Genomic DNA, 26994 nt, shown 5'->3' with positions numbered 1-26994 from the left:
AGAACGTCGAAGAGATGTCGTAGCAGGGGTGTGGTTTTCGGGTGTATAGAAAGGCTGTCGTCGGTCTGATCGTCGTAGCGGCGCTCGCCGCCACACCGGCTGTCGCCGCGGAGGAACAGGTCGTAGGTTCGCCTGAGATAGACGTCTCGGTCGCCGACAACAGGTTCGGTCCGAGCGAGCGCGCGACGCTCGATATAGTGCTGTCTAACTCAGGTAACATCAGGAGCGGCGGTCCCGCCGAGTACGAGGAACGCGTCAAGACGGCGAGGAACGTACGTGTCAGTGTGAACGAGGGGCGGACGCCGATAGACCTCAAGACGGGAACGATCACGCTCGGCTCCGTGCGCGACGGCGTGCCGCGGTCGGCTTCCTTCGTTATCGAGACCGACAGGTCGGTCGAGCCGGGTACGTACGAGATACCCGTCGAGATAGAGTACGACTCGACGCGTGTCGTCGAGTACCTCAAGACTGCGACGCCGCCCGGATACACGGGTGCGAGCTACAGCGACTTCGAGAGGTCGGTGACGGAGACGGTCGAGATAGTCGTCGAACGTGAGCCGCGTTTCGAGGTCGTTTCGGCTGGGGCGTCGAGCCTGTACGCAGGTGACACGGGTATCTACGAACTCACGCTACGTAACGTGGGGGACGAGACTGCGAACGACGCGACCGTACGTCTCACCTCGGGTTCACGTAACATCGCCTTCGGACCGCTGACAAACCCGCGTCCGTCTACCTCGGTATCGGCGTCGGAGGTAGAGCCGGGTGAGACGACGACCGTATCGGCTAAGGTAAACGCCGATACCGAAACGACACCGGGTGAGTACCCCGTGACAGCGCGTGTGGGCTTCTTCAACCGGAACGGCGTCAGGGATGTCTCCGACAACCTGTCGACGGACGTTCCCGTGGGTGACGAACGTAGCTTCCGTATCGAAAACCTCGAAGCCGAGAGCCTACGTGTCGGCGAGAACGACGTGGTCGTGACGGGGAACGTCGTCAACGAGGGTGCGGCTGTGGCGTACAACGCCGTCGTGACCGTCTCCGCTCAGGGTGCTATAACACCGACGGGTCCTGAGTCCGCCGTGGGCGATCTTACGCCCAACGGTTCGGAACGCGTCGGCTTCAGGCTCGCCGTGAGCGAGGACGCCGAGCCGGGCAACAGGTCTCTGGCGTTCGGTGTCGAGTACGAGAACGAGAACGGCGACCTCCGGCGAACCGACACGCCCGTGAGGAAACGCGTGACGGTGGGCGAACAGGTCGACGACTTCGAGGTGGTCGACGTTGAGACATCCGTCACGGCGGGCGGTAGCGACGAACTACGTGTCGACGTACGTAACACGGGCGACGCCGCGGTCAGCGATGTCAACGCCAAGGTTTTCCTGAACGACCCGCTTTCGTCGTCGGACAACAGCGCATTCCTCGCCGAGATGGACGCGGGCGAGACAAAGACCGCCGTATACACCGTCTCGGCGACGGGCGACGCGGTGGCGAAGGAGTACGCGGCGTCGCTTGAGGTCAGGTACGAGGACACGACGGGCGACACCGAACTCTCCGACGGCTTAAGCTTCGGTCTGCCCGTTTCGGAGTCATCGGGCGGTATACCGACGATCTACGTCGTCGCCTTCGTCCTCGTGATCGTCGTAGCGGGCGGTGTCTTCGTCTACACAAGGCGTTAGAATGGAACGTCTCAGAGAAGCTTTCACGGCTGTCGGAAGGACGGTTGCGGAGCATCCGGGAACCACGCTTGGGGTCGCGTTCGTTCTTATACTCGTGTCGGTAGGCGGCGCGGCGAACATAACGAGCGTGACGGGCAACGAAGCCTTCGTCTCCGAGGATCCGACGCTCAACACGTATCAGGAGTCGTTCGACAGAAAGACGATCGCTGTTCTCGTCGACGGCGACGTTACGGATCCCGCTACGTTGACCGCCGTCGACCGTTTCGACAGACGTATTTCGGAGGTCGAGAACGTCCGGGCGGTGGCGACGCCCGCCGACGAGGTGCGCGCCGCGTACGCACGCGTTCCGGGTTCGAGCGCGCGTATACGTGAGGTAATCGACCCTTCGAGTACCACCGTCGTCTCAGTCGTACTCGAAGCCGACCTTTCGCAGGGCGAACAGCGCGATGTCTACGAGGCGGCGGTTGATGCGAAGGACTGGGCGTCGTTCCCCGCGGGCGTCGATGTCGTCGTGACGGGACAGCCCGCTTTCACGTCACAGTTGAACCGGCTTATAGGACAGAGCACGTCGAGCCTGCTCGGTCTCGCCGTCGGTCTTATGATACTGGCGCTGTTCTTCCTGTTCCGCGGCGTCCGTCTACGTCTCCTACCTATCGTCGCCGTCTTCGTTGGCGTTATCTACACGTTCGGTGCGATGGGCTTCACGGGCGTACCCAACTCGACGTTAACCTCGGCGGTCTTCCCTATACTCATAGGTCTCGGTATCGACTACTCCGTACAGTTCCACCAGAGGTACGAGGAGGAACTCGAAGACAAGCCACCGCGTGACGCGCTCCCTGCGGCGGTCGGGGGTATAGGACCCCCGGTTCTGATCGCCATGCTCGCCGCGGCGCTCGGCTTCGGCGCTACGTGGCTTTCGACGATCGGCGTGCCCGCGTTCGTCTGGTTCGCCCAGACGTCTATCTTCGGTGTCTTCCTGACCTTCCTGACGGCTATAATCGTCCTCCTCCCCGCGCTTACGCTGTACGTCAGGTACCGCGGGGACGGTGAGGAGGACAACGATGACGGCGACGAGATACGGAAGGACGACGACGGCGAGGTCGGTACGGCGGGGCGCGCCCTCGGTGCGGGTTCACGGAAGCTCGCGGAGCATCCCGCACCCGTCATACTTCTTGCGGGGATCGTAATGGTCGGGGGTATGTACGCCTCGACGACGCTCGACACTCTCGCGGATCCTGAGGAGTTCGTCCCCGACGACCTTCCCGCACTCCTCGACCTACAGCAGTTCCGTGATGAGACGGGAGGGGGTTCGGCGAACAGGTACGACATGCTCGTCACGGGCGGCGACCTACGTAACCCCGAAACCTTGAGCTGGATGGAGGAGTTCCGGGACGTGGTGACCGAAGCGGGGTCAGTGACGGGCGTCGAGTCGCCCGCTACGCTCGTGAAGGCGAACAACGGCGGAGAGATACCCGCGACGACGGCGGGTGTCGAGGCGGTTCTCGCAGAGCTACCACGGACGCAGACGGCACGTTTCTACAGCGACGGCTATACACGTATGACTGTTCTGGGCGAACGCGGTCTGTCGACGGGTAAGGTGATCTCGCTGACCGAGAACGTCGACGAGGCGGTCGAGACGAGCCGTCCGCCTCCCGGGGTGGACGCCGAACTCACGGGGACGAACGTCATAGCGCCGGGTTCGACGGTCGAACAGATAGAGTCACGTAACGGTATCACGGCTCTAGGTGTCCTGTTCGTCTTCGTCCTCCTCCTCCTGTACTACAGGCATCCGGTTAAGTCGGTAGCGCCTCTGATACCGATGCTGTTCGTCGTGGGATGGCAGAACGTCTACATGTACATCTTCGAGATAAGCGTCTCGCCGCTCGGCGCGTCGCTCGGCGCTCTGTCGGTCGGTATAGGGGCGGAGTACACGATCATCGTGATGGAGAGGTACTACGAGGAGCGCGAGAAGGGCGTCGCGCCGCTCGACGCCGTCGAAACCGCAGGGCAACGTGTGGGTAAGGCTATCTCGGTATCGGGTATGACGACCGTCTTCGGCTTTTCGGCTCTCACGCTTTCGCCTTTCCCCATACTCGGCGACTTCGGATACCTGACCGTCGGCGTCATCTTCCTCACCCTCATAGCGGCTCTTACGACGCTCCCGCCCGTGCTCATCGTGATGGACTCACTCAAGGCGGATACGTTGAACCGGCTCAGGGCGAAGGAGGCGTCCGCCGAACCGTCGGAGTAGAACGCAGGGTCAGCCACCCGTCATACACAAAGACTTTTGCGCCGGAACACGTACGTTAGTCAGTCACATGAACGAAGTCGAACTGGAGGTCGCTAAGGCGTACCCCAACGACTCGGGTCGCGGTATTGCTCGTCTCGACCCCGACACGCTTCTACATCTCAAGCTTAGCCCCGGCGATATTATCGAGATCGAAGGCGCGGATACGACCGCGGCGAAGGTCTGGCGCGCCGACCGTAAGGACTGGAACAACGATACGATACGTATAGACGGCTTTACGCGCCAGAACGCCGATGTGGGTATCGGAGAGCGCGTTACGATAAGGAAGGCTGAGACGACGGACGCCGACCGTGTGGTTCTCGCGCCGCCGGAGGGGGCGAGCGTCCAGTTCGGTAGCGACGCGTCGGGTATGGTAAAGAGACAGGTTCTAAAACGTCCCGTGCGCGAGGGCGACGTCGTCCCCGTCATGTCGTCTACCAACCATCCGTTCATGCGGTCGCCCGGACAGGCGATTCCTCTTATCGCCACAGAGGCGGAGCCGGACGGAACCGTGATGGTTACCGAAGACACGGAGGTCGTCCTACGCGAGGAGCCCGCTCAGGGCGTCGAATCACACACGAGCGGTGTGACGTACGAGGACATCGGCGGTCTGGAGGAGGAGATACAGCGCGTCCGTGAGATGGTCGAGCTACCGATGAAGCACCCGCAGATATTCCAGCGTCTGGGTATAGAGCCGCCGCGCGGCGTGCTTCTCCACGGACCGCCCGGAACGGGTAAGACGCTCATGGCTAAGGCGGTTGCGAACGAGACGGGTGCGGAGTTCTTCTCTATCGCGGGTCCTGAGATAATCTCGAAGTACTACGGCGAGTCCGAGCAACAGCTACGTGATATATTCGACGAGGCGCGTGAGGAGTCGCCGTCTATCATCTTCATAGACGAACTCGACTCTATCGCGCCGAAGCGTGAGGAGGTGACGGGCGAGGTCGAGCGCCGTGTCGTCGCCCAGCTTCTCACGATGATGGACGGTCTGGAGGAGCGCGGACAGGTCGTCGTCATAGCCGCGACCAACCGTGTCGACTCGGTCGATCCCGCGCTCCGCCGTCCCGGACGTTTCGACCGTGAGATAGAGATAGGTGTGCCGGACGTTGAGGACAGGCAGGAGATATTCAACATACATACACGCGGTATGCCCCTCGCCGATGATGTTGATGTAGAGAAGCTCTCTAACGAGACACACGGCTTCGTCGGCGCGGATATAGCGTCTCTGTCGAAGGAGGGTGCGATGAAGGCGTTACGCCGGTACCTGCCTGAGATAGACCTCGACGACGAGGACATACCGCCTGAGATGATAGACCGTATGGTGGTCAACAAGGACGACTTCAAGAAGGCTCTCCGCGAGGTGGAGCCGAGCGCGATGCGTGAGGTTCTCGTCGAACTCCCGCAGGTGACATGGAAAGATGTCGGTGGGCTGACCGACGAACGCCAGGAGGTAAGCGAAGCCATAGAATGGCCCCTGTCGTCGCCCGAAAAGTTCGACCGTATGGGTATAGAGCCGCCCAAGGGCGTCCTGCTTTACGGACCGCCCGGAACAGGGAAGACGCTTATGGCTAAGGCGGTTGCGAACGAGACGGGCGCGAACTTCATATCCGTACGCGGACCGCAGTTGCTTTCGAAATGGGTGGGCGAGTCGGAGAAGGCGATACGCCAGACCTTCCGTAAGGCGCGTCAGGTAGCGCCGTGTGTCATCTTCTTCGACGAACTCGACTCCCTCGCACCGTCGCGTTCGGGCGGTGGGGAGTCACGCGTCTCCGAACGCGTCGTCAACCAGCTACTGACCGAACTCGACGGTCTGGAGGAGCTCGAAGACGTCATGGTCGTCGCCGCGACCAACCGCCCCGACATGATAGATCCCGCGCTCCTGCGCTCCGGGCGTTTCGACAGACTCGTTCTTCTCGGCGCACCCGACGAGAACGAACGGCGCGAGATACTCGATATACACACGCGTGACGTACCCCTCGACGACAACGTAAACCTCGACGAGGTTGCCGAGATCACCGAGGGGTACGTCGGAAGCGACCTCGAAACCATAGCGCGCGAAGCGGGCCTTATCGCGTTACGGCAGGACGACGACGCGGAGGCGGTCAAGATGCCTCATGTACGTGAGGCTCTCGACAAGGTACGTCCGACCATAACAGACGACATCATGGAGTACTACGAGGAGATGCGCGACGAGTTCGAGGGTGGAAACGCCGAGATGCGTAGCGGAAGACGCGACTCGTACGTCGGCTTCCAGTAGACGGTGCTCGAAAGGGCGGAGAGACTCGGATACTCGGCGGTCGAGCCTCTTGTAACCGTGGCGGAGCGCGCCGGCGTTACGCCGAATACGGTTACGGCTGTATCCGTGTTCGTAGCCTTCTCGGCTTCCGCGCTCCTCTACGTCGCCACGCCCGCGTCACAGATAGCCGCGGTCGCTCTGGTCATCACAAACGGCGTACTCGACGTACTCGACGGCGAACTCGCACGGCGTACAGGAACAGCGTCGGCGAGAGGGGATCTACTCGATCACGTGGGCGACAGGTACGCCGACGCCGCGGTCGTAGGGGGTATCGCCGGAGGGACGGGCGAATGGCTCCTCGGAACCGCCGCCGTCTCAGGCGTTCTTCTGGTCGCCGAGGCGGGAACCGCGGCACAGGCTGAGGGTATCGGTAGGATATACAGGGGTTTTCTTACGCGAGCCGACATATCCGCGCTCGTTGTCATCGGCGGTATCACGACGGCGTCGGGCGTCCGTCCGGCGGGCGTAGAGGCGTTCATCGTCGTACTGTTCCTCCTAACCGTCGGAGGGCATCTTACGGCTTTACAGCGCGCCGTGGCTATACGACGCCTCGCGGGCAACAGCTAAAAGTATCAGTCCTTCCTCTTCGGAGGTATGACAGAAACCGCGTCGGATACGGTGCCTGAGTACGCCATACTCGGCTGTGGAAGCGTGGGTCACGTCGCCGCCGACCGTCTACACGAACAGGGGGACGACCTCATAATCTTCGACAAGGATCCCTCGCGCGTCGAGGCGTTACGCGATCAGGACATGAACGCCGTCGAGCGCGACATAACCGATCCGGAGGTAGCCGAGATGGTTTCGGGTACACCCGTCGCACTCGTGCTGACGAGTACGGTTGAGGACAACGAGGAGGCGCTCCGTAACCTCAAGGACGAAAACCCCGACCAGTACGTCGTCGTCCGCGCGAACGACCCGGTTTCGCACGAAGAACTCGAAGAGGCGGGCGCTGACTACGTTATCAACCCGCCGGAGGTTATCGCCGAGAGCGCCCTCCGCGCGCTCGAATCCGGCGAGATGGAGCACCGTGTCGACCGTCTCGTGGGTGTTATCGAGGAATGCGAAAGCCTCGCTGTCGTGGTCTACAGAAGCTTCGAACCCGATGAGATAGCGAGCGCAAACGCCCTGTGCTCTATCGCCGACGCGCTCGGCGTGGATTCAGAGGCGTTCTACTGCGGTAGCCAACGGTACCAGCGCAACGAGGCGTTCGCGAACCTCCTCGAACTCGACGTAAACGACTGCGACGACGACGCCCTCGACGGTTACGACGGTGTGGCGGTGATCGACTCAGCCGACGAGTACGCCGACTTCGGCTTTGACGCCGACATAGTCATAGACCACAACCAAACGGACGAAGCAGTGGAGTCGGCGTACGCCGACGTGGGTTCGAACGTCGGGAGTACGTCGACGGTTCTGACCAAGTACCTTCAGGAGATAGATGTCGATACGCCGACCGATGTCTACACGGGTCTTCTTCACGGCATACGTTCCGAGACATCGTACTTCCGTCGTAACACGACGCCGGCGGATCTCACAGCCGCCGCGTACCTCTTCCCTTTCGCCGACGAGGATCTTCTCGAAGACCTCGAATCGCCGTCGATGTCGGCGGACGAGTTCGAGGTTCTCGCGGATGCTGTCGCAAACAGGGGGATACACGGCTCCTTCCTCGTCTCCAACGTCGGCTTCATAAACAGCCCCGACGCCCTGTCGTGGTCGGCGGAGACGCTTCTCAACCTCGAAGGCGTCTCAACGACCGTCGTCTTCGGTATCTCGGACGAGGTTATACAGGTCGTCGGCGTGTCTAAGGACGCGCGCGTCGATCTTGCGGACGCTTTCGACGAGGCTTTCGAGGACGAGTCGGAGTCGGTGGGTCACGCCGACGAGGCGCGCGTCTCGGTTCCGCTCGGTATCTTCGGTACGGTGTCCGACGAAGAGAACGACAGGGAGGTTCTTCTGGAACTCGCAGAGGAGACGGTCAAGACGAAGCTTCTGGACGCGATGAACGTCGAGGAAGACGAGTAACCCGTCCGTCGCTACTCTTCGCGCGCCTTGAGACGCTCGATTATGTCCTTGATGATTACGATATCGCCGACGGCGCTAACCCACCGGTACGGTATTATGACGCCCTTGTTGCCGTTCTGCTCGAAAAGCTCGTCGTTTGAGTCACCGAGAGCCAGACCCGATATACGGCGCTCGTCGATATCCAGCTGAACGTCCTCGACGCGTCCTATGAAGACGCCGTTGTTTGAGTAGACGTCCCTACCAACCAGACGGGTTATCTCGTCCTGCATACCTGCCAAAACGTCTTCGGCACAAATTAAACCCATCGGTCACCGCTAAACCGCGGTCGAGTCTGAAGAGTTTATGTTTGTTGAGACGTAGTACGCCGTAATGGCAGGTCTTTCGACGCCGCTCGGTCTCCTCGCGCTGGGTTCGCTGGTACCTCTTATACTCCTGTACATACTCCAGCCCGACCCGCGTAGGCTGAGCGTGCCGACGCTTGAGTTCCTACCGAATATCGACGACGAAGGTGGCTCGGATCCCGTACTCGAAAAGCTACGGCGGAACCTCCTGCTTCTGATACAGATAGCCGTGCTCATACTCGCCGCTCTCGCCCTTGCCTCGCCGTACATCGACGTTACCAGAAGCGCGGCGGCGGACGAGACGGTGATCGTCCTCGACGGTACGGCGAGCATGGCGACCGAGGACGGCGGGGCGACACGTTTCGACCGCGCCGCGTCTTACGCCGTCGACGAGGTGACGGGTACGACCTCCGTCGTCGTCGTGGGTTCGTCCGCAAACGTCGTTCTCGAAGACGGTTCGGCGAGCGAAGCGCGTTCGGCGGTAGAGACGGCGACCGTAACCGACGCCACGGGGAGTATCTCAGACGGTATCTCACGTGGTGCGGCGGTCGCGGGCGACGAGGCGCGTCTCGTGGTGGCGAGCGACTTCGCAGGGGGTTCGGACTGGGAGGGTGCGGTAGAGGAGGCGCGTGCAAGCGGCGTCGCAGTCGGTCTACGTCAGTTCGGCGGCGGGGGCGAGGACAACGCAGGGATCGTCGACATGTCGTTCGGCGGGGGTTCGGTGACGGTACAGGTTGCTAACTTCGGCGACGAACAGAAGAACGTCGATCTTTCGTTCGCGGGTCAGTCGGAGTCGTTGAGCCTCGAAGCGGGTGACTTCGGATCGACATCGTTCGGCGTCCCGACCGGCAGGGGTACCATCGAACTCTCGCCCGGCGACTCGTTCCCGACCGACAACACGGCGCGTGTCGTGGGACAGCCGGGTTCGCTCGACGTTCTCCTCGTAACCAACGACAGGAACAGGTTCCTGACCGCCGCCTTCGACTCTATGAACGAGGTTAACCACGAGGTCGTCGGGACGCCCGTTCCGGGGTTCGACGGGGCGGAGTACGACGTCGTCGTCTTTGAGGCGGTCAACACCGACCGTCTGCTCGACAGGACTGTGAGGAGCGCGCGCGACACGGTCAGCGCGGGCGGAGGGGTTGTCTTCGTCGCTCAAGAGGGTCTTTCGGGTATACAGGAAACGTACGGCGACCTTCTCAACGTCGAAGCCGGTAACGTGGTCGCGGGCGACGGTATCGACGTCGTTTCTGACGACGAACTCGTAAGAAACGTGGAGTTCCCCGTGCCACAGGAGTACGTCGAGGCGGAACTCACCGAGGGACGCGCGCTCGTCGAGTCGGGTTCGGGCGACCCGCTCATAGCGACGACCGACACGGGGAACGGACGCGTCCTCTACTACGGGTTTATGCGCGACGCCTCCGAGTTCCACAACAGCTACCAGTATCCCGTCTTCTGGCGCGACGCCCTCTACCACGTCTCGTCGCGCGAACGTCTTTCGTCGATGAACCGCGAGACGGGCGACACGTTGAGCTTCGCAGAGGAGCGGACGGTCGGAACGCCCGACGGCGAGGCAACGGCTACGACGATCGTTATGGACGACGCCGGGCTGTACAACGCGGGTACGGTCTACTCGGCTAACCTACTCGACGCGACGGAGTCGGACGTCTCGGCGACGAGTATAAACGAGACGGAGGCGGCGGAGGCGGCGGAGCAGAGCCGCGAGGAGACGGTGCCGTTCGATCTGACGCCGTACACCGCTCTTGCGGCGTTGGTCTTCGTCGTCGCCGAGATAGGCGTTATGCGTTACAGGGGTGAGATATAATGTGGTTCGAAGCCCCTCTTTTCCTTCTCCTGATACCCGTGGCTGTCGCCCTCCTGTACTACGTTCTCATCGTCGACGGGACGGGTTCGGAACGCCGGCGGTACGGGCTTCTGGGTTCGCGTACCGTCGTGGTCGCGCTTCTGCTTCTCGCATTCGCTCAGCCGTATATCGTACAGACGACGACCGTAGAGGGCGAGGAACGCGTACACGTCCTGATCGACGGTTCGGAGAGTATGGAGGTCTTCGAAGACGTTGGGGAAGAGGTAGCCGCCGCGGTTGAGAACCAAGGCGTCAACGTCGAAACCACACGTATCGCGGGGTCGAACTCGTCACGTATAGGCGACGCAGTTATGTCGAACATAGCGCGCGACGGTAGCGTACTTCTCGTCTCCGACGGTCAGGTCACCGACGGACGTTCTCTCGTGAGCGCCGCGGAGGCGGCACGTGCGGTCAACGCGCAGGTTAGCGCCGTCAACCTGTCGGCGACGGAGGCGGAGAAGGCGGTCCGTCTCGAAGGACCGTCGAAGGCGAGTCAGGGCGTCGAGGAGACGTTCAACGTATGTCTCAACGGAGTCAACCTCGACAGAACGTCGGGAACGGTGACTGTCGAGATAGACGGCGAGCAGGTGGCGAGCAAAGGCGGCGATGCCGGCTGTAAGGAGTTTAGCCATACGTTCGGTTCGACGGGTACGTACGAGATGACGGCGACGGTCGATGCATCGGGTGAGGACACGTACACGACGAACAACGAGTTCTACAGAACCGTACGTGTCGTCGAACGTCCGAGTATACTGTACGTCAGCAAGGATCGTTATCCGTTCCTCGAACTCCTGAACCAGCTTTACGACGTAGAGACCGCCGAGACGGTACCGTCGGATCTTAGCGGATACTACGCCGTCGTTACGCAGAACCTCCCCGCTAACACCGCGGGTGACCTCGGCGCTCTACAGGAGTACGTCATAGACGGCGGCGGTCTTCTCGTCGCGGGGGGACCCAACGCGTACGACACGGGTGGGTACGAGGAGTCGCTTCTCGGCGACATGGTACCCGTCAAGTCGGGCGAGACGAGCAGAACCTCCGACGTCGTTCTGCTTATAGACGTGTCGGGAAGTACGCGGGAGGGCATAGACGTACAGAAAGGTCTCGCCCTCGACGCACTCGAACAGATGGGCGACGGTAACCGTGTCGGCGTCGTGGCGTTCAACCAGAACGCGTACAGCGTAAACGAGATAAGCGAGCTTTCCACGGCGCGCGGCGAGCTGAGAAGAACCATACAGCGTCTTCAGTCGGGCGGTAGCACCGACATATCAATAGGTCTACAGGGCGCTGAGGACATGCTCGGCGGTTCGGGCAACATCATACTGATATCCGACGGCGTCGTCGACGAACAGCGGCGCGGTACGGCTATCGATACGGCGCGCAGGCTCGGTGCTCAGGACATAAACGTCGTCTCCGTGGGCGTGGGCGAACTCAGTACGAACGAGGACGTTATGCGCGAGATAGCCGACGCGAGCGGCGGTTCGTTCTTCCGCGCGACACAGACCGAACGTCTCCGCGTCCTTTTCGGCGGACAGGACAAGCAACCGCAGGGTAGCGGTCTAACCATCGTGGATTCGAGCCATTTCATCACCGACGGCGTGGAGACGACGACAGAGCTACCGACGGCACACGAGGTGAGCGTAAAGGCGACGGGTCGTTTCCTCGTCTCGACGGGTAGCGGCGATGTCGCGCTCGCGTCAGGCAGGTACGGTCTCGGACGCGTCGTCTCCGTAACGGCGCATACGGGGAACGGCGTCCTCGGCGGCTTGCTCAGCGAACCCGACTCGGCGCTCATGTCGCGGTCGGTAAACTGGGCGATAGGCGACCCCGAACGTCTCATAGGCGACGTCTACGACGTTGAGGATACGCGCGTGGGACAGACGACGGAGATAAGCTACCGCGGCGGATCGCGTCCGTCGGACGGACTCGACTTCTCGCAGACGTCCCAGAACGAGTACGTCGCAACCGTTACGCCGTCGGAACGCGGCTTCAAGACGGCGGGCGACGCGACGTACGCCGTCAACTACGCCGCGGAGTACGCGGGCTTCGGTATGTCGTCGTCGATCTACCGAGCGACTGAGTCGACCGACGGCGGCGTCTACGAACCGACGGAGACGGCGGCGATAGCGCAGGAGGTTCGGAGCCACGCGTCGGAGCCACGCGAGACACAGCAGGGGCTTAGCTGGATCCCGCTCCTCGTCGCTCTCCTCGTCTACCTCGTCGAGGTTTCGTTGAGGAGGATAAACGACGTCTACGGATACAGCCTACGGACGGCGGCGCGCGAGGCTGTCGACACCGTCCGTGACCGGACGTAAGCCAAGCACAAGCCATATACTGTTACGCGGTGTAGAGGTGGAAAAGAAGATGGGATACATAGGCGGGAGGCTCAACGTCTTCATGATAGCGCTCGTCTCTCTGTCGATGATGGGTACGGCAGGTGCGACGCTGTACTATCAGGAGCAGATGGAGAACGTCGACGCCACGACGGAGAACGCGAGTCAGAAGCTTCAGGACACGAGGGAGCGTCTACAGCAGAAACAGCAGAAGCTTAACTCGACGAGGAAGGAGCTTCAGAACCTGAAACAGGATATGGAGGACTTCAGCGGCATCACGGATGAGATACGTGAAGCCGAGTCCGACAGGGAGAAGCTTCAGAACAAGCTGATACGTGCGAGACAGAACCTGACGCGGGCACAGAGCCGGCTTGAGGAGAAGAGGGACGAGGCTGAAAAGGCGCGTCAGAGCCTCAGGAAGGCGAGACAAGAACGTAACGACGCGCAGGAGGAAGCCGAGAGCAACCAGAGACGTATAGTCGAACTCGAAAACGAGATAAACGACCTCGAAAGGCAGTACGGCGAGGTCGTTGACGTGTACGAACAGATGTACGAGAACTGTGAAGCCGATGACAACAACGGATGTACGCCTGTCGGCGGGGGTCCGGGGGCGTACTCAAGATGACCGGAGCCGAAGAGCTACTCCAAGCCGAGAAGGAGATACGGCGTGAGGGTGCGAAGGCGGCTTTCCTACATTCAGCCATAGAGACGACGCTCGTCTTCGTCGCCGTTTTCCTCGTCATAGACTCGTCGAGCCCCTCGTGGCTACCCGCGACGGTCGGCACTGACGCGGTTACGGTTCCCGGCTCCGCCGTCGCCGCTGTCGTCGCGGGCGTCGTCTTCTTCGCAGTCGACTCCGTCCTCGTCTACCGTAGCCGGACTGTCGAGTACTTCGAGGAGGCGAACCCGCAGGTCGAGGAGGCGCTGAGGACGGCGCGCGACGCCGCCAGACGCAACGAGGAGACCGAGATGGCGGAACGTCTGTACAGCGACGTACTCGAAGAGCTAAGAACCACGTCGAGCGAGGGCTTCGTCAGCGTCCGTCGTATAGTAGGTAGCCTCGCGCTCGTCGTCGGTGTCGGTGCGCTTCTTCTGACGGCGTCGATAGGCGGAATGGGGTTCGGCGACGGTCTTTTCGGAAACAACCCGTTCGGCGGAGGCGGCGACAGCGCCTCCGACCAAGGACAGGGCGGCGGGGGTTCGGGCGGCGAGAGACAGTACGACGATCTACAGGATCCCGGTGAGGTTCTGGGAGAGACGGGTGAGGTGACACGCGGCGAGAACGATCAGGATGTCGAACTCCGTAGGTCAGGTACGGGGGGCGACGGAAGCGGTGAGACGGGTAGCGCAGGCGGAGGAAACGACTACACGGGCGGCGTCGAGGTACAGTCGCAACGCGCCGAGTACAGCCCTGAGGAGGAGATAGAGGACGCCGAACTTGTTAAGGAGTACAACCTAAAGATAAGAGGTGAAGAATGAGCCAACAGGTAGAAGAGATACAGGAGAAGATAGAAAGGGTACGGGGCGAGGTATCGAAGAAGATAGTCGGTTTAGAGGACGTTCTCGAACGTCTGCTCGTCTGCATGGTCTGCGACGGCAACGCGTTGCTCGAAAGCAATCCGGGTCTTGCGAAGACTATGATGGTGCGCACCGTCGCCGACGTGACCGACATGGATTTCTCGCGTATACAGAACACGCCCGACCTGATGCCGTCGGACGTTACGGGCACCGAGGTTATACGCGAGTCGGCGACGGGTGACAAGGAGTTCGTCTTCGAGAAGGGTCCGGTTTTCGCAAACATCGTCCTCGCCGACGAGATAAACCGCGCGACACCTAAGACACAGGCGTCGTTCCTCGAAGCGATGGAGGAGGAGCAGGTGACTGCGGGCGGAGAGACGTACGATCTACCACGTCCGTTCTTCGTGCTTGCGACACAGAACCCTATCGATCAGGAGGGTACGTATCCGCTTCCGGAGGCGCAACAGGACAGGTTCATGCTAAAGCTGACGCTCGACTATCCCAACTTCGACGAGGAGGCTGAGATAGTCAACCGGTATACGCGTCAGCGCGAGGACGATATAGAGGTCGAACGCGTGCTTACGAAGGACGAGCTTCTGCGCGCACAGGAACTCGTCCGTGATGTCCCCGTCGCGGACGACATACGTGACAGGGCGATAAACCTCGTCTCTGCGACACGCGACCATGAGGACATAGAGTTCGGTGCTTCGCCGCGCGCCACGCTTTCGCTCGTCCTCGGAGCCAAGGGTCTCGCGTTCCTACGCGGACGTAGCTACGTCAGCGAGGAAGATCTCGAAGAGATGGCTATCCCCGTCCTCAGGCACCGTATCATCGTCGACTTCCGTGCGGAGCGCGAGGGAAGGACGGAGGAGGACGTGGTACGCGAAATACTAAAATGATAGACGCAGACTTCCTTTACGAACTCCAGAGGTTCGACTCCGAGCTAAAGCGTAAGGTCAACTCTATCTTTCAGGGCGAACAGGAGACCTCGGAGACGGGCGAGGGTCTTATCTTCGCCGACCACCGGAAGTACGTTGCGGGCGACGACACCGACCTGATCGACTGGAACCTGTACGCACGTACGGAGGAGTACTACATAAAGAGGTACGAGGAGGAACGTAACCTGACGACCCACGTCATACTTGATGCGAGCGGTTCGATGGAGTACGGCGAAGGTGACGACAACAAGTTCGACTACGCGGCAAAGATAGGTCTCGGCTACGCCTACCTTGCCGCGGCGGAGAACAACGACTTCCGTTTCTCCGTCTTCACCGACACGTTCGAACGTATCGACTCAGGACGGTCGAACGAGGGCGAGGTACTCGGTCTTATAGATACGGTCAACGAAACCGAACCCGACGGACGCGCCGAGTTCGGACGCGCACTGAGCGAGTACGCCAAGACGATAGGCTCGCGTTCGCTCGTCCTCATCGTCAGCGACTTCATAGGCGATCTCGAAGGTATACAGGAGGGTATAGACTCACTTGCCGACCACCATCTGCGTCTCGTCTGCACCCTTTCGTCCGAGGAGCTCGATCTACCCGCGACGGGTGACACGATACTCGAAGGTATCGAAACGGAGACAAACGTCAGAACGTACGTCGGAAACAGGACGAAACAGCAGTACGAGGAACGTCTCGACGACCATCTTGGCGCTGTCGAGGAACACGCCGAGTCACGCGGTGCGGAGTACGTACTCGTCGATACGAGCGACGACTTCTTCGACTCTTTCTCGCGCGCCTGGCCCAGAAACTAACCGTCGTTCTCGACGGTATGCGCACCCTCGCTGTCGTGTACGACGACGGCACCGTCGGGCGGTTCAACGGGTTCGTACCTCTCGACCGTACGGCGCGCCTCGCGCTCCTCCTTGACCGTACGTTCCTTTACTTCGCGTGCGAGTTCGAGCGCCTTGTCGCGGGTTATACCGCGTCCCGTACCCTCACATTCGCCGACGACGAGCGTCGCGTCCGTACCGTCGTCGATTTCGACGGTGCGTTCCGCGTTCTCCGCCTCATCCACCGCGTCGAAACGTACAGCGAACGGATAGGTGCGGCAGACGGCGGGACGCGCATCGTAGACGGAGCACGCGTCGCCCTCATGGAAGAAACAGTCGCCGCACGCGTCGCGTCTTACCGTCCACTCGAACGTCTCTTCGTCCCCGAACGGCGAAGGCTCCGTAACGTCGTCGGGCGAAGCGCCGACGGCACCGGCGAGACGCCTACGCTCGTCAGGAAAGACCGTTACCGCAAGCGGTTCGTCGCCCGACGTACAGCATTCGCCGCAGTCGGTGCATTCGAAGCCGACCGACTCGACGGCGTCGGCGAGGGATTCGATATCGAGCGCGCGTGCGTCTTCGACGGTCACTTACTGAGCGGGTCCGCCGCCCGCACCGCCAAGAGCGCCGCCGAGTCCGCCGAGCATGCCCTGAACCTCGTCCCTAAGCTCCTCGAACTGCTCCTCCGTCTTCTGCTCGCGCTTCTTCAGAGACTCGACACGTACCTCAACCGTCTCCGTCTCCTCGCGGAGTTCCTCGACTGTTTCGTCACGGCTCGACTCCACCATAACGTCGCCCACGCTCTTGTAGACCGTCGTGTCCTCACCCGTCTCTTCAAGGAGTTCGAGCGCGCGCTCCGCCTCCTGAAGACGTTGCTCCGACTGCTGTTTCTGCATCGCTATCTCCGAGAGCTGTTCCTGTATCTCCTGTAGCTTCTGTAGCTTCTCCTGAGCTTCCGGCGGAAGTTCTGCTCCCATGTACCGAGGTTGTCAGGCGACGCATAAAAGTCTTCGTTCACGAGGACGGGCGACGTAAGTTTGATAATGGTAGACGACTCAGAGGTATGTATGCTGAGTGAAGAAGGTCAGAGAAGGGATCTCCGGTATGCGACCTACATATCCGCGTTAGTATTCCTGTGGGCGTTACAGTACTGGTGGACAACGACGGAGCTACTCGCTTTCTGGCTCGGTCTCGGCGTCTCTATACCGACGTTCATGGTTTCGTACGTCCTGATACGCCTCATGCGTCTCATAGGAGGTATTACGGGTCTCAGCAAGCCGTACAACAACGCTAAGGGACGCGTGCGCGGTAAGATAGACGAGATAGTCGAGGAGATAGACGAGGAGATGGAGAAGGAGAGCGGAAGTCAGGGTTAAAGACGGTCATCAGAAGCAACGGAGACGAGACGCGTCCAGCCGTTGAGCGCGGCGCGTAACGTACGTGGGTCTTGGGCGGTTACAACGACGCCTTCCTGAGTGAGTTCGGCGTGTGCTCCTTCGAGATCGCCGGTTTCAGGCGCTATCGCACGGCGCGCCACCTCGTCGTCTATCTCCAGAAACAGTCTACACCGGTCGTCTTCCTCATCTGACATCGACGCGTTGGACGCCGCCACCGCGCTCCTTGAGGAAGATACGGTGTCCGCAGTACGGGCACTTGATTCCGCGTCTGTCACCGAGGTCAACCTGCCTCTTGCACCGCGAACACTTGTACGGCATCAGTCCTCCTGCGCCTCGCGTATGGCGCGCTCGACGGTTTCGCCGCCCGGTGTCGTGACGCTGTAAGCGCCGCCTGCGAAACGGTAGCCGCACTTGGCGCACTCCCAGATGCCCGTGTCGGTGCGCGAAACCTTGTCCTCTCCGCATTCGGGGCATTCGTGGTCGTCGTTCATCTCTTCCTCTATGTCGGCTACGCGTTTACGTCCCACACGTCCGTACCGCGAACCGAAACGTCCTGCGCTACGTGTCACGCGTCCCGACTTGCTTTCCTCAGACATGTTTGTGGAAAGCGCGGCTACAAGGATAAAACCTGTTATTCCGTACCCGTGGAGCGGTCGACGAAGGTAAGGCGTAAAATTAAGTCGGTGGGGGCTTTCGTTAGGAACATGAGAACCAGAAGGCAGGTGATTATAGGCGGAACGGCGACCGTACTCGGTCTGTCAGGATGTCTCAACGAGGTTCCTGAGGAGGAGCAGGACGGAGGGAACGGTAATCAGACGGACGAGAGGGGGAACCAAACCGACACGGATGGGGAAACGACCGACGTAGGTAACGAGACGGATACCGAAGAACCCGCGACGGCAGAGTTCGAGGTACTGTCTTTCGGTACGCCGTCTACGACGGAGGTTGGTGAGTCGGTAGAGTGGTCGCTTTCCGTCGAGAACGTCGGTGAAGCCAGAGGCACGTTCGAGACGGCGGTAACGGTGCGAGCACCCGGTGGTGACGAGGGGGTCTCGACGGTTTCGGTCGACGTACCCGCGGGCGAGACGCGCGACGCGACGGGGGCTTTCCGTCCCGACTACGTCGGAGAGTACAGCCTCACCGTTGGGGCGACGGGCGACATGTCGTCCACGACGGCGGAGGTACGTGAACTCGGCTTCGGCGACGGGTACGTCAACCCCGACGACGTAACGATGACCGTCGACGGAACCGAGGAGTTCTACGAGGTACGTCTGACGCCTTCGTACACCTACACCGACGACGAGGGTCAGGCGCGTTTCGACAGGGCGGGTGACGAGATGAGGTACGCTCTGGTTCACGTCCGTACCACCAAGGATACACGCGATCTCGTCGAGATGCCCGAACGCGACGAGCTTACTTTGTTCGTCGGCGACGAAGCGTACGAACCCGTCGACAGACGCAAGGACGACGAGTACGAGGGTGGTCCGACACGTGGACGTACGCGCGAAGGCGTCGTGATGTTTGAGATAGACGACAGGTTCCAGACCACCGACACGTTCGAGGTATACTGGACGCGCGACTACGCCGGCGGTGGCGCAGAGGCTATCTGGTCAACCTGACGACGCGCACGAGGGCGTGCAGAACGACGAACCGCCAGAGTACGACAGTAGCCCCGCCGAGGGCGACCATGACGAAGCCGAACGACGGCGGAGAGCTACCCGGAAACAGGCTCGTCGAACGTATACCGAGACCGATGAGCGCTGAGACAGTCCAAGCCCCGACGGTGGCGAAGAGTTCGTTTCTGATCGACGGATAGACGCCGTACGCACCCGCTACGGGAGCGACGGCGAACCAGCCGAGTACGAACGGAAACGCGACCATAACGAAACGGAGCGGATCGGTACCGCCGTGGTGTAAGGTGCCTACACCGACGAGACCCGTGACGACGAGCAGGTCACCGAGGGCGACCGCCGCAGGTCTCGGCTTCCGACGGTTGATTCCGTACGGATACATGTATACGCAGAGACATCACGCCCGAATAAGACGAACGGTTCGTTACGACCGACGACCGACGGGGACGCCCCAATAAAGTTAAATATCAGTGGTGCTTCGTACCGTGTAGTGGATTTAGTCGGGAAGCTACTTTCTCTCACAGAGGGATGGCGTGAGGGGGACGTAGACGTCTCTCCGTCACCTTCGGTCGATACCTCCGCGCTCGAAAGTATCTCAGACGGGAGAGAGGCTCCGGACACTGTCGCGGGTTACAGTCTCGACATGGACTCGTCGATAAACGTACGTTGGAAGGACGGGGGTCGCTCCGTCGAATGTAGCCATACAGGGGAGGTATGGAAGACAAAGGTCACCGACGGCGAAACGACGGCTGTCGTCGCCAGAAGCTCCACGAGACGGGACGCAGTGGAGACGGCTATCGAAGTTATGAAGGGTAGCTTCGACGCCACGTCGGAGGGGGACGTAGAACAGGATGGTGACGAAGAAGGCGGGAACGACGGTGCGCACATGTCGGGCTTCGAGGAGGAGGTCGAATCTATACTCGACGACGTCGACACAGAGTCGATCAAGGAAGTCAACGAGGCGTTCGGTGACTAACCGGCGTTCGGACGGATTTGAGTAGTATTAATACGACAGACGAAGTAACCCTGACAGATGAACGAAGAAACCGGACGCAGGGGCTTCCTTGCCATGACAGCGAGCACGGCGGCGGTCGGGACGGCGGCGGGTCAGGAGGGGGGCGGCGACGCGAGCGAGTACGAGGTTGAGGACGGTGTCTACGAGGTTGCGATGGTGTCCGACGGTTCGGAGTACATCTTCGACCCTATCGGTCTACACGTCGAACCCGGCGACACCGTACGGTGGGTTATCGAGTCAGGGGCTCATTCGGCGACCGCCTACGACGAGGGCAACGGCGGCGCGACGGAGAGACGTATACCTGAAGGCGCGGAGGCGTGGAACTCGGGTACGCTCCTAGAACAGGGCGCGTCGTTCGAGTACACGTTCGAGGAGGAAGGGACTTACGACTACTTCTGTGTACCTCACAAGACGCTCGGCATGATAGGACGTATCGTCTGTGGCGAACCCGGTGGACCCGCTGAGGGGAGCGAGATACCCGACCTCGACGGTCTTCAGGCGGGCGACTTCCCCTCGTCGGAGGCTATCGTCGAGGGTGGCGCTCTCTCGTATCCGTACGAGTCCTCCGCCGGAGGCGGCGGCGGAAGCGGAGGGCTTCCCGTCTCTGTAACACAGCTAGGTATCGGTGCGGTGGTCTTCGTGGGTCTCGCGGCGATCGGCAGGTACTTTTCGGACAGGTACAGTAACGCGACCGCGGCGCTTGTGGTCAGCGTCGCCGTCGGGGTTCTTCTGATAGCCGCGGTTGTAGGAACGCTCGTCACCGCGTAGCCGAAAGCGAAAACATATCCCCGTCAGGCACCTATCTAAGGCGGTGAATGGCACGGTCGAAAGCGACGGCTGAGACGCAGGAGGGTTGCGCCCTCTGCGATCTCCCCCTCAACGAAGCCGTAACCTCCGACGAGGTCGACGGCGTTTTCTGCTGTCGCGGCTGTATGGAGGTACACCGAACGCTCGGCGACGTTGATATCGAGGAGGAAAAGAAAGACGCCGGTACGAAGGAGATACACGAAGACGCCGAGGAGGCTTTCCTGTCCGTCGAAGGTATGCACTGCTCCGCGTGTGAGGTGTTCATAGAGTCGCGTGCGGAGGAGCGCGAAGGCGTCGAGGACGTGGAGGCGAGCTACGCCTCCGAACTCGTCAAGATGGCTTACAGACCCGATGTCGTCGGGCGCGAGGGACTCGTCGATGCCGTCGACGGATTCGGATACAAGGCGCACGATCCGGAGAGGGGCGACGAACGCGACGACGAACTCGCCGAACTCCTGACCATAGGACGTCTCGTCGTCGGCGCGTGGCTCGGTATGATGGTGATGGTCTGGTACATAGTCTTCCTATACCCCGAATACCTCGGTATGTCGGCGCTCGTCGAACGTCCGGGACCCCTTCTCGATCCGTTTACCTCCTACTACCTCGTTCTCGGAACCAGTGCGGTTCTTTTCGTAACGGGCTATCCGATACTACGTAGCGCGTACGTCAGTCTACGTTCAGGCACCCCTAACATGGATCTGCTTGTCTCTCTCGCCGCCGTAAACGCGTACGTCTACAGCCTCGGCGTTCTTTTCGTCGGCGGCGAGGAGGTCTACTTCGACATCACCGTCGTCGTCGTTATGGTCGTGACCCTCGGTAACTACTACGAAAAGAGGATAAAGAGACGAGCGAGCGACCGTATGGAGGAACTCACGAGGGAACGCGTCGACGAGGCACGCAGGCGTACGCGGAACGGTGACGAGGTCGTGAACGTCGACGAACTCGAACCTGGCGACGAGGTCGTTGTCAAGCCGGGTGAACGCGTACCCGTCGACGGCGTAGTTGTCGAAGGTAGCGCCGCCGTCGACGAGTCGCTCGTAACGGGCGAATCGTTACCCGAGGAGAAGAAACCGGGCGACGAGGTCGTCGGCGGTTCGGTCGTGACCGACGACGCCCTTGTGGTCGAGGTTCCTGAGGAGATGGTAAGCACGTTCGACCGTCTCGTCAACTTCCTCTGGGACGTACAGAGTTCGCGCCCCGGTGTCCAACGTCTCGCCGACAGGCTCGCGGGCTTCTTCGTCCCTCTGGTGCTTCTGATCGCTGTGGCGACGTTCGGCGTACGTACGTACCTGACGGGCGACCCCGCCGGTGCCATGCTGTCGGCGCTCGCCGTACTCGTCGTTTCGTGCCCGTGCGCGCTCGGACTCGCAACACCGCTCGCCGTCGCTTCGGGCGTCCGCGAGGCGCTCGAACAGGGCGTTGCGATAACCGACGGCTCCGTCTTCGAGGACACGCACGAGTACGACGTCGTCGCCTTCGACAAGACGGGGACGCTCACGACGGGTAATATGCGTCTGGTCGACGTGACCGCCGACGACGGTGAGGACGCCGACGAGGCGTTACGCCGTGCCGCCGCGGTTGAGACGTACTCCTCGCATCCTATCGCCGACGCCGTCACCGAAGGCGCAGGGTCGGATACGCCCGACGCAACCGAATTTAGACGACACCCCGGAAAGGGGGTTAGCGCGGTCGTCGACGGCGAACGCGTCACCGTGGGTTCGGAGGCGCTCGTCAAGGAGCGCGAAGACGAACCGTCCGAAAGCCTCCACGATACGGCGGAACGCGAACGCGGCGTGGGTAACGCACCCGTCTACGTCGGATGGGGCGGCGATGTACGCGCCGTACTCTCCGTCGGTGACAGACCACGTGACGAATGGGAGGAGACGGTCGCTGAGATAGACGCGCGCGTAGCCGTCATAACCGGCGACGACGAAGCCGCCGTCGGCTACTTCAGGGAGCACGACGGCGTCGACGATGTATTCGCGGGCGTCCCGCCCGAAGCGAAGGCGGAGACGGTCGAACGTCTCCGTGGTCACGGAAAGACGGTCATGGTCGGTGACGGTACAAACGACGCTCCGGCGCTCGCCGAAGCCGACCTCGGCGTTGCTCTCGGAACGGGGACGGCGACAGCGGGCGACGCCGCTGATGTCGTCGTGACGCGCGACGACCTGACTAAGGTCACCGACGTTCTCGAACTCACACGGAGCACCAAGCAACGTATCAGACAGAACCTCGGCTGGGCGCTCACGTACAACGCCGTCGCCGTACCCGCGGCTGTCGCCGGCGTCATATCGCCCGCGGTCGCGGCTTTTGCGATGGCTACGAGTAGCGTCCTCGTGGTGGCGAACTCGTCGCGTGACCTCTAAGAGAGGGGCTGGTAGTGCGGGAGACGTAACGGTATAGGCAGACGTATACCGAGCGACATGAAGCCCATCTTGAGAGTGACGAGACCGAGAACGACGAAGACGACGCCGAGAACACGGTGGAGCGTCTGTCTATGCTCAGGACCTATGGATCGGACTGTGAGACCGTAGAGCATCAGCGTGGGGAACGTACCCGCGCCAAGGACGGCGAGCGATAGACCGCCTTCAAGGGGCGAACCGCGCGCGAAGGCGTACAGGAACGCCGGGTACAGAAGAGGACACGGAAGGAAGCCGTGAACGGCACCGAGACCCGCGATACCGAAGCCGTTGACGAGACCCTCGACGCGCCGGCTTATACCGTCGTGAACGCGCCTGAAGAGACGCCCCGTACCCGGTATCTCGACCACGGTTCCGCGCGCGAAGTAGGCGAACCCCGAAGCGATTATGATCGCACCGATGGCGACGCCGGCGACCCCGCGTACAATATCACCAACCGAGGCGACGGCTGAGGCACCGAAGACGACCGCTCCGAGAGCGCCCATGACGCCGCCTATCGTCGTGTAGCTTACAGTCCTCCCGAGGTTGAAAAGGGCGTGCTGGCGTACCTCGTGCCACGTTAGTACGTCGCGTCCCGACCGCGACGCCCTCGACTCCATCTTCTCGGAGTACATCGTTACGAGGGGTCCGCACATACCGAGGCAGTGAGCGCCCCCGAACAGACCTATGAGGAAGAAGACGCCTAAGCCGACCTGTCCCGATACGTCGGTAGGTACTACCATCGTCGTAGCTACGTCGGGAAGCTACAAGAGAATACCGGAAGGACGGGGAGAGAGGGACGCGAAGGGAGGGAACGGGTGAGGCGACGCGAGGGGAAGTCAGGTTATGGAGAACGACGCCGCCGCCGTCAGGAACATCACAGCAACCAGACCGCCGAGTACGAGGTACGTAACCGACCTCGGCTCGAACTTGAGGTGCTGGTAGTAGGCGGCTACGAAGTACGCCTTTATGACCGACAGCACGGCTATTGCGCCGACTGCGAGCCAGTAGGCGCTGTCGAGGAAGCCCATCATCTCGACAGCCGCTTGGATCGTCGCGAAGACGAACAGTACGCCGAATATCGCCGTGTACAGTTTCCAGTTTGAATCTGACATTCTTTTTCACCTTAGAGTATGTAGAACAGCGGGAACAGGAACAGCCACACTATGTCCACGAAGTGCCAGTACAGCCCGAAGTACTCGACCGGACGGTCGTCCTCCATGTAGGCATCGTCGAACCACGCCCTGTAGATGAGGAAGACGAGTATCAGCATACCGAGGATGACATGTAGACCGTGCATACCGGTCGTGAGGTAGAACGTCGACGACGCTATGTTGGTGCCGAGCCCCCAGCCTTCGGGGAACGCATCTGTCGAGATATGGAACAGGTGTTGCCACTCTAACCCCTTGTTTACGAGGAATCCGGTCGCGAGTGCGAAGGTGGCTACGAGGGAGCCAACGAGACCCTTCTTGCTGTTCTTCTCGATCGCAACCAGAGCCATCACGACCGCGAAGCTACTCGTTAGCAGGAGGTACGTGTTGATCAACCCCGGCATCGTAACGTGCGCCTCAGGGATGAGATCTTGGTACCATTCCTGCCAGCCGTACGCGAAACGCATGAATATAGACGCGCCTATGAAAGCGCCGAAGACGACGATGTCGGAAAGCAGGAATATCCAGACACCGAGCTTGTTCTGCTCGACGCCCTCGAAGGGCCACTTGTTGACGTTCAGCGGCGCGGGCGCGCTGAAGCCCTCGAAGCCGAACCACACGAGTGACAGTAGCATACCGACGCCACCTATTCCCGCGACAGCGGCGTACAGGGGCGCTATGGTCGCTGTCGTCGCAGGGTCGCCGTCGTGGAGCGCCTGAACGTTCTGATGGACACCCGAAAGACCGAGGAACATAACGAACATAGAGAGCGAGATCAGGAACGGCGTAAGGCTTGCGTGGTCGGTGTGTTCCTCCTCAACGGCGTGACCCCCATCGGTTTCGGCTTCGGTGCCTGAGCCGTCGGTTGCGGGGTTGAGCATACTGAGCTTACCGCTTTTGAAGCTCGGGGTGCCGGAGAAGTTTTCGAGAGGGGGTGGCGACGAGACGGACCATTCGGCTGTCCACGCCTGCCACGGGTTGTCACCTGCGTCGTCGCCGTACTTGAGCGCGTGTACCATGATGCCCACTATCATCAGGACAGAGAGTCCGAGTATGAAGCCCCCGACGGTCGCTATATTGTGGTACATCTTGATCGAGGTTTCGTAGACGAATACACGGCGCGGCATCTCGTAGGCGAAGAACAGAGGGAAGTACAGAAGATTGAAGCCCACAAAGAAGGTGGCGAACTGTATCTTTCCGAAGGTTCGGTTGTACATCTTCCCCGACATCTTGGGGAACCAGTAGAAGATGGCACCGACGAGCGCCGCGGCACCGCCGAACATAACGTAATGGAAATGTGCGACGACCCAGTAGCCGCCACGTAGGTTGTAGTCGAGCGGTATCGCACCGAGGAAGACGCCCGTTATGCCACCGATTATGAACAGCACGAGTGTTGCGATGCCGTACAGCATCGGTGTAGTCAGACGTATCTTACCCTTTATCATCGTGTAGATGAAGCCGAATATCATCAGGTCGAAAGGTAGGGAGATAGCGATAGTCGTCGCCATGAACAACGTCTTTGTCTGGAAGTTTAGCCCCGTTAGGAACATATGGTGCATCCAGACTATGAAGCTCTGAACGGCGACCAGACCGAGAGCTATCATTATCCACTTCCTGCCCGCGAGCCTGTTACCCGTGAATGTCTTGAATATCTCGCCGAGCACACCGAGGGCGGGGAACAGGACTATATAGACCTCCGGATGACCGAAGAACCAGAAGAGATGGAGCCAGAGGAAGCTACCCGAACCCGCGACGGTGGTCGTGAAGTACGTGGTTCCTATGATATGGTCGGAAGCCATCAGTATGAGCGCCGCAAGGAGCGCCGCGAACGCGAAAAGCATCATCCAGACGGTGAGGAGTATACTCCATGAGAAGATGGGTAGGTCACGTATACGCATCCCTTCGGCGCGCATCGAATGCAACGTCGTCAGGAAGTTGACCGACGATACTGTGGTCGAGATAACGAACAGCATGACGCCGAGAACAGCCGCTGTTGAGCCGACAGCGGGCATGTACGCAGGGGAGTTCAGGGGCGCGTACATCGTCCAGCCGCCTGAGAAGCTACCCCCGCCGAGGAAGAAAGACGAGCCGAAAAGAGCGCCTCCGAAGAAGTAGAGCCAGAAGCTGAGTGCATTAAGACGTGGGAAGGCGAGATCCTTCGCACCTATCTGTAACGGTACGAAGTAGTTTGCGAACGCGAAGGCGAACGGCGATATGAAGAAGAAAAGCATGATGAGACCGTGCGCCGAAACCACCTGATTGTACGCCGCACCCGAAAGTATCGTACTACCCGATTCGAGTAGTTCGAGACGTATCAGGAGGGCGAGAACCCCGCCGAATACGAGGTAGAAGATAGAGGTTATCAGGTACAGTATGCCGACGTCCTTGTGATTCGTCGTCGTCAGCCAACGTTTTATCGACGACTTCGACGGCATATGATCTTCGTGTTCGTCTGACTCAGCGTGTGCCATTAGATCTCACTCCGT

Annotated in this window: 26 protein-coding genes; 16 read left to right on the top strand and 10 right to left on the bottom strand. The window is 60.7% G+C overall.

All coding sequences use genetic code 11. From position 1 onward, the window contains the following. Positions 1-41 precede the first annotated feature (41 nt). The 5 genes from EGH25_RS06030 to EGH25_RS06010 all read left to right on the top strand — a co-directional run bounded on the left by EGH25_RS06030 (position 42) and on the right by EGH25_RS06010 (position 8278). Positions 42-1673 carry a COG1361 S-layer family protein gene (locus tag EGH25_RS06030; protein WP_266086747.1) on the top strand — a complete coding sequence of 544 codons (1632 nt, stop codon included), beginning with the start codon at positions 42-44 and terminating at the stop codon, positions 1671-1673. Position 1674: 1 nt separating this feature from the next. Next, a complete protein-coding gene (locus tag EGH25_RS06025) occupies positions 1675-3924 on the top strand; it encodes an efflux RND transporter permease subunit (protein WP_266086746.1) in 2250 nt (749 codons plus the stop codon). Positions 3925-3991: 67 nt separating this feature from the next. Then, a complete protein-coding gene (locus EGH25_RS06020; RefSeq protein WP_266086745.1) occupies positions 3992-6217 on the top strand; it encodes a CDC48 family AAA ATPase in 2226 nt (741 codons plus the stop codon). A 3-nt stretch (positions 6218-6220) separates the two neighbouring features. Beyond that, complete coding sequence (locus EGH25_RS06015) at positions 6221-6823, top strand: CDP-alcohol phosphatidyltransferase family protein (protein ID WP_266086744.1); 603 nt, start codon at positions 6221-6223, stop codon at positions 6821-6823. A gap of 27 nt (positions 6824-6850) precedes the next feature. After that, a complete protein-coding gene (locus EGH25_RS06010; protein WP_266086743.1) occupies positions 6851-8278 on the top strand; it encodes a DHH family phosphoesterase in 1428 nt (475 codons plus the stop codon). A gap of 11 nt (positions 8279-8289) precedes the next feature. On the opposite strand, the gene EGH25_RS06005 is transcribed toward EGH25_RS06010, so the two are convergent. After that, the gene (locus EGH25_RS06005) at positions 8290-8547 is read right to left on the bottom strand and encodes a PRC-barrel domain-containing protein (protein ID WP_266086742.1); all 258 of its coding nucleotides are present in this window, start codon (positions 8545-8547) and stop codon (positions 8290-8292) included. Between the two features lie 100 nt (positions 8548-8647). Between EGH25_RS06005 and EGH25_RS06000 the strand changes: the two genes are divergently transcribed. Genes EGH25_RS06000 through EGH25_RS05975 form a run of 6 tightly spaced genes read left to right on the top strand, consistent with a single transcriptional unit; the run spans position 8648 to position 16090 of the window. Then, entirely contained in the window at positions 8648-10444 is a 1797-nt protein-coding gene (locus EGH25_RS06000) for a BatA domain-containing protein (RefSeq protein WP_266086741.1), read from the top strand. After that, positions 10444-12798 (top strand): VWA domain-containing protein, encoded by a 2355-nt coding sequence (locus EGH25_RS05995; protein ID WP_266086740.1) that lies wholly within the window; start codon positions 10444-10446, stop codon positions 12796-12798. The genes EGH25_RS06000 and EGH25_RS05995 overlap by 1 nt, the downstream gene beginning before the upstream one ends. Beyond that, positions 12785-13441 carry a hypothetical protein gene (locus tag EGH25_RS05990; RefSeq protein WP_266086739.1) on the top strand — a complete coding sequence of 219 codons (657 nt, stop codon included), beginning with the start codon at positions 12785-12787 and terminating at the stop codon, positions 13439-13441. Before EGH25_RS05995 ends, EGH25_RS05990 begins: the two co-directional genes overlap by 14 nt. Next, positions 13438-14295 carry a DUF7502 family protein gene (locus EGH25_RS05985; protein ID WP_266086738.1) on the top strand — a complete coding sequence of 286 codons (858 nt, stop codon included), beginning with the start codon at positions 13438-13440 and terminating at the stop codon, positions 14293-14295. Before EGH25_RS05990 ends, EGH25_RS05985 begins: the two co-directional genes overlap by 4 nt. Further along, positions 14292-15233 carry an AAA family ATPase gene (locus tag EGH25_RS05980; protein WP_266086737.1) on the top strand — a complete coding sequence of 314 codons (942 nt, stop codon included), beginning with the start codon at positions 14292-14294 and terminating at the stop codon, positions 15231-15233. Before EGH25_RS05985 ends, EGH25_RS05980 begins: the two co-directional genes overlap by 4 nt. Further along, positions 15230-16090, top strand: coding sequence for a DUF58 domain-containing protein (locus EGH25_RS05975; RefSeq protein ID WP_266086736.1), 861 nt, complete (start codon positions 15230-15232; stop codon positions 16088-16090). The genes EGH25_RS05980 and EGH25_RS05975 overlap by 4 nt, the downstream gene beginning before the upstream one ends. Here EGH25_RS05975 and EGH25_RS05970 read toward each other — a convergent pair. Together EGH25_RS05970 and EGH25_RS05965 are read right to left on the bottom strand one after the other, a co-directional pair. Continuing rightward, complete coding sequence (locus EGH25_RS05970; RefSeq protein ID WP_266086735.1) at positions 16087-16698, bottom strand: YkgJ family cysteine cluster protein; 612 nt, start codon at positions 16696-16698, stop codon at positions 16087-16089. The two genes, EGH25_RS05975 and EGH25_RS05970, sit on opposite strands and share 4 nt — an antisense overlap. Then, complete coding sequence (locus EGH25_RS05965) at positions 16699-17085, bottom strand: prefoldin subunit beta (RefSeq protein ID WP_266086734.1); 387 nt, start codon at positions 17083-17085, stop codon at positions 16699-16701. 90 nt (positions 17086-17175) lie between these two features. Here EGH25_RS05965 and EGH25_RS05960 point away from each other — a divergent pair, with 90 nt between their 5' ends. Further along, entirely contained in the window at positions 17176-17484 is a 309-nt protein-coding gene (locus EGH25_RS05960; protein ID WP_266086733.1) for a hypothetical protein, read from the top strand. Here EGH25_RS05960 and EGH25_RS05955 read toward each other — a convergent pair. Genes EGH25_RS05955 through EGH25_RS05945 form a run of 3 tightly spaced genes read right to left on the bottom strand, consistent with a single transcriptional unit; the run spans position 17481 to position 18101 of the window. After that, positions 17481-17699, bottom strand: a complete 219-nt coding sequence (locus EGH25_RS05955; RefSeq protein ID WP_266086732.1) for a KEOPS complex subunit Pcc1 — start codon at positions 17697-17699, stop codon at positions 17481-17483. The genes EGH25_RS05960 and EGH25_RS05955 overlap by 4 nt on opposite strands. Next, positions 17689-17823 carry a DNA-directed RNA polymerase subunit P gene (locus tag EGH25_RS05950; RefSeq protein ID WP_266086731.1) on the bottom strand — a complete coding sequence of 45 codons (135 nt, stop codon included), beginning with the start codon at positions 17821-17823 and terminating at the stop codon, positions 17689-17691. The genes EGH25_RS05955 and EGH25_RS05950 overlap by 11 nt, the downstream gene beginning before the upstream one ends. Further along, complete coding sequence (locus tag EGH25_RS05945; protein ID WP_266086730.1) at positions 17823-18101, bottom strand: 50S ribosomal protein L37ae; 279 nt, start codon at positions 18099-18101, stop codon at positions 17823-17825. The genes EGH25_RS05950 and EGH25_RS05945 overlap by 1 nt, the downstream gene beginning before the upstream one ends. Positions 18102-18209: 108 nt before the next feature. On the opposite strand from EGH25_RS05945, the gene EGH25_RS05940 reads away from it, so the two are divergent. Further along, complete coding sequence (locus EGH25_RS05940; RefSeq protein ID WP_266086729.1) at positions 18210-19124, top strand: hypothetical protein; 915 nt, start codon at positions 18210-18212, stop codon at positions 19122-19124. Here the strand turns inward: EGH25_RS05940 and EGH25_RS05935 are convergent. After that, positions 19108-19518 carry a DUF3054 domain-containing protein gene (locus tag EGH25_RS05935; RefSeq protein ID WP_266086728.1) on the bottom strand — a complete coding sequence of 137 codons (411 nt, stop codon included), beginning with the start codon at positions 19516-19518 and terminating at the stop codon, positions 19108-19110. The genes EGH25_RS05940 and EGH25_RS05935 overlap by 17 nt on opposite strands. 108 nt (positions 19519-19626) lie before the next feature. Here EGH25_RS05935 and EGH25_RS05930 point away from each other — a divergent pair, with 108 nt between their 5' ends. From EGH25_RS05930 to EGH25_RS05920, 3 genes are read left to right on the top strand one after another with little or no spacing between them, the layout of a single operon-like run. Beyond that, on the top strand, positions 19627-20112 hold the full coding sequence (locus EGH25_RS05930) for a hypothetical protein (RefSeq protein WP_266086727.1): 486 nt from the start codon (positions 19627-19629) through the stop codon (positions 20110-20112). Positions 20113-20169: 57 nt separating this feature from the next. Beyond that, complete coding sequence (locus tag EGH25_RS05925) at positions 20170-20919, top strand: plastocyanin/azurin family copper-binding protein (protein WP_266086726.1); 750 nt, start codon at positions 20170-20172, stop codon at positions 20917-20919. A 47-nt stretch (positions 20920-20966) separates the two neighbouring features. Then, positions 20967-23324 carry a heavy metal translocating P-type ATPase gene (locus EGH25_RS05920; RefSeq protein ID WP_266086725.1) on the top strand — a complete coding sequence of 786 codons (2358 nt, stop codon included), beginning with the start codon at positions 20967-20969 and terminating at the stop codon, positions 23322-23324. Here EGH25_RS05920 and EGH25_RS05915 read toward each other — a convergent pair. The 3 genes from EGH25_RS05915 to EGH25_RS05905 form a co-directional block, all read right to left on the bottom strand. Next, positions 23321-24100 carry a sulfite exporter TauE/SafE family protein gene (locus tag EGH25_RS05915; RefSeq protein ID WP_266086724.1) on the bottom strand — a complete coding sequence of 260 codons (780 nt, stop codon included), beginning with the start codon at positions 24098-24100 and terminating at the stop codon, positions 23321-23323. The genes EGH25_RS05920 and EGH25_RS05915 overlap by 4 nt on opposite strands. A 96-nt stretch (positions 24101-24196) precedes the next feature. Beyond that, positions 24197-24472, bottom strand: coding sequence for a cytochrome C oxidase subunit IV family protein (locus EGH25_RS05910; protein WP_266086723.1), 276 nt, complete (start codon positions 24470-24472; stop codon positions 24197-24199). A gap of 11 nt (positions 24473-24483) precedes the next feature. Continuing rightward, positions 24484-26979 (bottom strand): cbb3-type cytochrome c oxidase subunit I, encoded by a 2496-nt coding sequence (locus EGH25_RS05905; RefSeq protein ID WP_266086722.1) that lies wholly within the window; start codon positions 26977-26979, stop codon positions 24484-24486. Positions 26980-26994: the final 15 nt, after the last annotated feature.

Origin of the sequence: Halorutilus salinus (assembly GCF_026242195.1) — an archaeon.
GTDB classification, from domain to species: Archaea; Halobacteriota; Halobacteria; order Halobacteriales; family Halorutilaceae; genus Halorutilus; species Halorutilus salinus.
Note: the sequence above shows the minus strand (reverse complement) of the source record. Positions and strands in the feature narration are given on the sequence as shown.

What these genes read in the sequence shown, in the direction of transcription:
- EGH25_RS05910 (WP_266086723.1), bottom strand. Translation starts at nt 24,472, where the DNA reads ATGTCAGATTCAAACTGGAAACTGTACACGGCGATATTCGGCGTACTG.
- EGH25_RS05925 (WP_266086726.1), top strand. Translation starts at nt 20,170, where the DNA reads ATGAACGAAGAAACCGGACGCAGGGGCTTCCTTGCCATGACAGCGAGC.
- EGH25_RS06000 (WP_266086741.1), top strand. Translation starts at nt 8,648, where the DNA reads ATGGCAGGTCTTTCGACGCCGCTCGGTCTCCTCGCGCTGGGTTCGCTG.
- EGH25_RS05915 (WP_266086724.1), bottom strand. Translation starts at nt 24,100, where the DNA reads ATGGTAGTACCTACCGACGTATCGGGACAGGTCGGCTTAGGCGTCTTC.
- EGH25_RS05995 (WP_266086740.1), top strand. Translation starts at nt 10,444, where the DNA reads ATGTGGTTCGAAGCCCCTCTTTTCCTTCTCCTGATACCCGTGGCTGTC.
- EGH25_RS05940 (WP_266086729.1), top strand. Translation starts at nt 18,210, where the DNA reads ATGAGAACCAGAAGGCAGGTGATTATAGGCGGAACGGCGACCGTACTC.
- EGH25_RS05985 (WP_266086738.1), top strand. Translation starts at nt 13,438, where the DNA reads ATGACCGGAGCCGAAGAGCTACTCCAAGCCGAGAAGGAGATACGGCGT.
- EGH25_RS06005 (WP_266086742.1), bottom strand. Translation starts at nt 8,547, where the DNA reads ATGCAGGACGAGATAACCCGTCTGGTTGGTAGGGACGTCTACTCAAAC.
- EGH25_RS05975 (WP_266086736.1), top strand. Translation starts at nt 15,230, where the DNA reads ATGATAGACGCAGACTTCCTTTACGAACTCCAGAGGTTCGACTCCGAG.
- EGH25_RS05980 (WP_266086737.1), top strand. Translation starts at nt 14,292, where the DNA reads ATGAGCCAACAGGTAGAAGAGATACAGGAGAAGATAGAAAGGGTACGG.
- EGH25_RS05945 (WP_266086730.1), bottom strand. Translation starts at nt 18,101, where the DNA reads ATGTCTGAGGAAAGCAAGTCGGGACGCGTGACACGTAGCGCAGGACGT.
- EGH25_RS05950 (WP_266086731.1), bottom strand. Translation starts at nt 17,823, where the DNA reads ATGCCGTACAAGTGTTCGCGGTGCAAGAGGCAGGTTGACCTCGGTGAC.
- EGH25_RS05955 (WP_266086732.1), bottom strand. Translation starts at nt 17,699, where the DNA reads ATGTCAGATGAGGAAGACGACCGGTGTAGACTGTTTCTGGAGATAGAC.
- EGH25_RS06025 (WP_266086746.1), top strand. Translation starts at nt 1,675, where the DNA reads ATGGAACGTCTCAGAGAAGCTTTCACGGCTGTCGGAAGGACGGTTGCG.
- EGH25_RS06020 (WP_266086745.1), top strand. Translation starts at nt 3,992, where the DNA reads ATGAACGAAGTCGAACTGGAGGTCGCTAAGGCGTACCCCAACGACTCG.
- EGH25_RS05935 (WP_266086728.1), bottom strand. Translation starts at nt 19,518, where the DNA reads ATGTATCCGTACGGAATCAACCGTCGGAAGCCGAGACCTGCGGCGGTC.
- EGH25_RS06010 (WP_266086743.1), top strand. Translation starts at nt 6,851, where the DNA reads ATGACAGAAACCGCGTCGGATACGGTGCCTGAGTACGCCATACTCGGC.
- EGH25_RS05960 (WP_266086733.1), top strand. Translation starts at nt 17,176, where the DNA reads ATGCTGAGTGAAGAAGGTCAGAGAAGGGATCTCCGGTATGCGACCTAC.
- EGH25_RS05965 (WP_266086734.1), bottom strand. Translation starts at nt 17,085, where the DNA reads ATGGGAGCAGAACTTCCGCCGGAAGCTCAGGAGAAGCTACAGAAGCTA.
- EGH25_RS05920 (WP_266086725.1), top strand. Translation starts at nt 20,967, where the DNA reads ATGGCACGGTCGAAAGCGACGGCTGAGACGCAGGAGGGTTGCGCCCTC.
- EGH25_RS05905 (WP_266086722.1), bottom strand. Translation starts at nt 26,979, where the DNA reads ATGGCACACGCTGAGTCAGACGAACACGAAGATCATATGCCGTCGAAG.